The following is a 4101-nucleotide window of genomic DNA, read 5'->3' as shown; positions in this document are numbered from 1 at the left end:
GTATCGCTGGAGCTACTTTGGCTAAGGAATTATCCGATATTACATTACTCAATGTTTATCAGGCTGTTAACGTGGTACAGGATAAAGAATTATTTGGGATTCATGAACAGCCAAATCCAGCATGTACCGTTGGAAGAAACATACAAGATACAATTGGACCCATTTTTTCCGTTGCAGAATTAGCCCTAGAAAAGGCATTAGGAGTAGTAACTATTGAAGATGTTGTAAAAGATATTTTAGAAAAAGAAAAATTTAATAATCAGTAATGTATATAGATGATTCTGGGGAAGTACATCAACTTTACGAAATGGTGCAAATTAAATAAAAGCACCATTCATTGTAGAGGTAAAGTGAAACCATTTCCACAACGAAAGATGCCTTTATCAAAGGGTGTATTAATATAAAGATTACTTACTCAATCATTACTGTTCTTACTCATAAGTATTCCCATACATACAGTAATAAATGAAAAAGCAGTAAAAGCTAACAACGGAATGGTGATAAATCCAAGCCAGTTAATATATTCTCCTGAACAAGGAACACCACTTTGACACATTTCGAACTGTTGAAGAGCAGGGATTTTTTGCAAGCTATAGTGATATCCTGAAACCAACATACCTAAAATCGACAAAGGGAGAATATAACGATAAATTTTTAGTTCCTGGTCATAAAAAGCACGGCCTAATAAAAAAACCAATGGATACATCAGGATTCTTTGATACCAACAAAACGTACATGGTACATAATGAAGAACCTCACTAAAATAAAGACTTCCAGATGTCGCAATGATAGATATTATCCAGGAAAATAACAGTGGCTTATTCATGAACTATTTCTCCTTCGCAGCTTCGTCTACCATTTTCACTAAATCCTCAAGTGTATTTCCTTCAAACTTCTTGCCATTAACAAATAAGGAAGGTGTTCCAGATACTCCTAATTCGGCCGCATTCTCCATATCTTTGTTCCATAAATCCTCAGAAGAATCTGCTTTAAAAGATGTAACAACCTTTTTGACATCACTAGCATTTACGATTTCTTTCAAGGTTTCTTCTAAAAACTTGTCCGTAAACACATCTTCTTTTTCATATTTCTGATCATCTGGCTGTTTACTGTATAACAGCTCATGAAATTCCCAGAAGGTATCATTTCCTAATTCCTTATAAACAGTCTCCGCGAATTTAGCGGATCGTATTGAATCTACGTTAATAAACGAATAATTCATGAAGTAAAATTGTGCTTTTCCGGTGTCAATCAATTCACTTTGAATAGAGGGAAAGAAATTCTCCTCAAATGATTTACAGATTGGACATTTATAATCACCAAATTCAACAATTTGAACAGGAGCCTTTTTATCTCCTAAATAGGGTTGTCCTTTATAATCAATTTCAAAGGCTACATCTTTTTCTTTTCCATTTGCTAAAAATATAAAGCCGATAATAATAACAGCAATTAACCCTATGATCCAAAATGTGAATGTAGACGATTGTTTTTGTTTATTATTTTTATTGTTTTTAGTCATCTTATACCTCCATACTTATGTATTTGGGCAGAAACACTTCGTGGAGGTTCGGTTTTCAAACTCCATTTGGCTTCTCCATTTATTGATACTTACTACATGTCACGAAATAATCAGCTTCCAAAACAAAAAAATCTTTCATGGATATACTAAGGTTTTTCTATTTCATCTAATGCGGTACTACCAAAATTAGCACCTAAAATGCCAATTTCCCCCCTTCTACTTTTCCGCCCTGTAACTAATTCATTTACATGTAATAATATAAGTTTCAGGAGAGTGTTTTGTCAATTACACGTAACTTTTATTTTGGCTCTTAACATACCTTCCATTTCACACACTTTTCAAACTAAAAACTGGGTTATCTCTCTAATTTTTTTAACTTGTAACTACTTGTATTACATGTTAAATAATTTATACTATTTAAGTATAGAGATTTTAAAGGAGAGAAAAAGATGTCTATCAGTACCCGTTTTTCAGTTGGAATCCATATATTATCTCTTTTAGAAATAAATAAAGAGGGAGTTAATACATCTGAATTTATCGCAAAAAGTGTTAACACCAATCCTGCTTTAATAAGAAAAATCACTGGCATGYTAAGAAATGCAGGTTTGGTAAATGTTCGGCCAGGTATYGCTGGAGCTACTTTGGCTAAGGAATTATCCGATATTACATTACTCRATGTTTATCAGGCTGTTAACGTGGTGCAGGATAAAGAGTTATTTGGAATCCACGATAACCCAAATCCAGCATGTCCCGTTGGAAGAAACATTCAAGATGCAATTGAACCTATCTTTTCAATTGCAGAACTAGCTTTAGAAAAGGCATTAGGCGTAGTAACTATTGAAGATATTGTAAAGGATATTTTAGAAAAAGAAGAATTAGGTAAACGGTCATTCTAAGGAAGATCAGCTTATCCATTAGTGATATTTGTTTATTTTTGTAGAAAAATCGATATAGAGATAATTTCGAAGATAATATGCTTTTTTCGTAGATATATTCCTTAATTCGAAGATAATATGCTTTTTTCATAGATATATTCCTTAATTTCGAAGATAATATGCCTGTTTCATAGATATATCCTCTCATAAGGAACAAAGTAGTCTGCGAATAATAGCTTAAAGTAAAAACACATGAGATATTCACATGTGTTTTTACTTTTTTATTTATATTTAGGAATTTCAATCGTCAATTTATATGAATCTAACAAACTATACAAATTATAAATCTGTTTCACTTGTTTTGTTGCCCAACCAATATCAGTTGCGTACTGGTGTGAAGCATATCCATATTTCTCTGAGGCTGTGGGATTCCATCTCATTTTGTATAGCGTATCCTGTCCAGCAGAGATATATCCTTTGGCAATGAATTCAGCACCGCCAATGATGGCCGCTTCTGGAGTGAACCATCCTGCATTATAAGCATATTGTGCACCACTGCTTACCGCTGATCCATCATATGCTCCTACTCCATACATATTATAGACCGTTCTTCCATTCACCTTGACACCTGTCGCTAACGGTGAAGTCCCGTTCCCTGTCTCCAACAAAGCGTGTGAAATAAGATAAATCTCATTTACCCCATATTTTTCTCCTGCCGAAGTGAAGGTTGCAGCTTGGCCTTGTAAGATACCTTTACCTGAAAGGATTCTATCATTCACTTCAGAAACATTCATGTTGGTCAATTGAGAGAGCTTAACGAATTGGAACGAATGGACTGGATCATTCACAAAATTATCAGGGTTGATATTATATTTTATATCTTCTGGACTAGCATTTACCCATGTCTTGTTATAATTCACTTCATACCAATAGTATCCGTCAGAGCCCTTTACTTTTGTTTTAATATCCAATGATTGATTATTGCTGACAGCCCCCACTACCCAATAATTAGATCCGGCTCCGCCTCTTACACGCCAATTGGTTCCTTTTACCGTGCCTTTTGTTGAATTGATTAAAGTTAACCCATCCTCACGTATGTAGGTTTTATACTTTTTATCCGTTTGACCATTTACAGCCATTTGAATTTCAACCATCTTGTCCATCGTAAGATTATACTCTTTATCAACCCTGATGATCGTTCCATTCGAATTCCCTGGACTTTCTGGTGCTTTGGCTGATAAATATTGCGAACTTACATATCCTGTCTTTCCATTCGCCGTGATTCTTGACCACCCATTAGACTCCGAATAAACTGTTACCGCCGTATTGTTTACAAGTTTAGCTATAATTGAAGCTGAAGTTGATGCTGAAGAGCGCATATTTAAATTAGAGCCATCAACCACTTTTACATATTTAACTACCGTGGTTTCTTCATCGTCTGGATCCGGATCCGGGCTTTCCGGGATAGAACCAGGCTTCGTTGTTGATAGATATTGCGCACTAACGTACCCTTCTCCACCATACGCTTTAATTTTTGACCATCCATTCGATTCCGATATGACTTCTACCTCTACACCTTTTGCCAATTTCACAATGATGGAAGCGTCTTCTGACGGTTTATTCCGCATATTGAGCGTTCCTGAACTTACATTTACATATTTCGTCGTCGTTTTTTCAGGTATGGATGGTGTGGATTCCGTTTCTGGC

General features: G+C 35.2%; 5 protein-coding genes. 2 read left to right on the top strand and 3 right to left on the bottom strand.

All coding sequences use genetic code 11. The features are described 5' to 3' along the window. Positions 1-266: Rrf2 family transcriptional regulator (locus AC1DUW_RS22395; RefSeq protein ID WP_477643504.1), on the top strand; the 266-nt coding region annotated here is incomplete at its 5' end. 149 nt (positions 267-415) lie between these two features. Here AC1DUW_RS22395 and AC1DUW_RS22390 read toward each other — a convergent pair. Together AC1DUW_RS22390 and AC1DUW_RS22385 are read right to left on the bottom strand one after the other, a co-directional pair. Then, positions 416-826, bottom strand: a complete 411-nt coding sequence (locus AC1DUW_RS22390; RefSeq protein ID WP_477643503.1) for a disulfide oxidoreductase — start codon at positions 824-826, stop codon at positions 416-418. Positions 827-829: 3 nt separating this feature from the next. Beyond that, positions 830-1519, bottom strand: coding sequence for a DsbA family protein (locus tag AC1DUW_RS22385; RefSeq protein ID WP_477643502.1), 690 nt, complete (start codon positions 1517-1519; stop codon positions 830-832). A 449-nt stretch (positions 1520-1968) separates the two neighbouring features. Here AC1DUW_RS22385 and AC1DUW_RS22380 point away from each other — a divergent pair, with 449 nt between their 5' ends. After that, positions 1969-2415: an Rrf2 family transcriptional regulator gene (locus AC1DUW_RS22380; RefSeq protein WP_477643501.1), complete on the top strand. Its 447-nt coding sequence runs from the start codon at positions 1969-1971 to the stop codon at positions 2413-2415. Between the two features lie 260 nt (positions 2416-2675). Here AC1DUW_RS22380 and AC1DUW_RS22375 read toward each other — a convergent pair. Further along, positions 2676-4101 (bottom strand): SH3 domain-containing protein (locus AC1DUW_RS22375; protein ID WP_477643500.1); only part of this gene is annotated, 1426 nt, incomplete at its 5' end.

The organism is Peribacillus sp. P4_C12 (assembly GCF_056402095.1).
The sequence above is the reverse complement of the archived record's forward strand: the minus strand, read 5'-3'. Positions and strand labels throughout refer to the sequence as shown.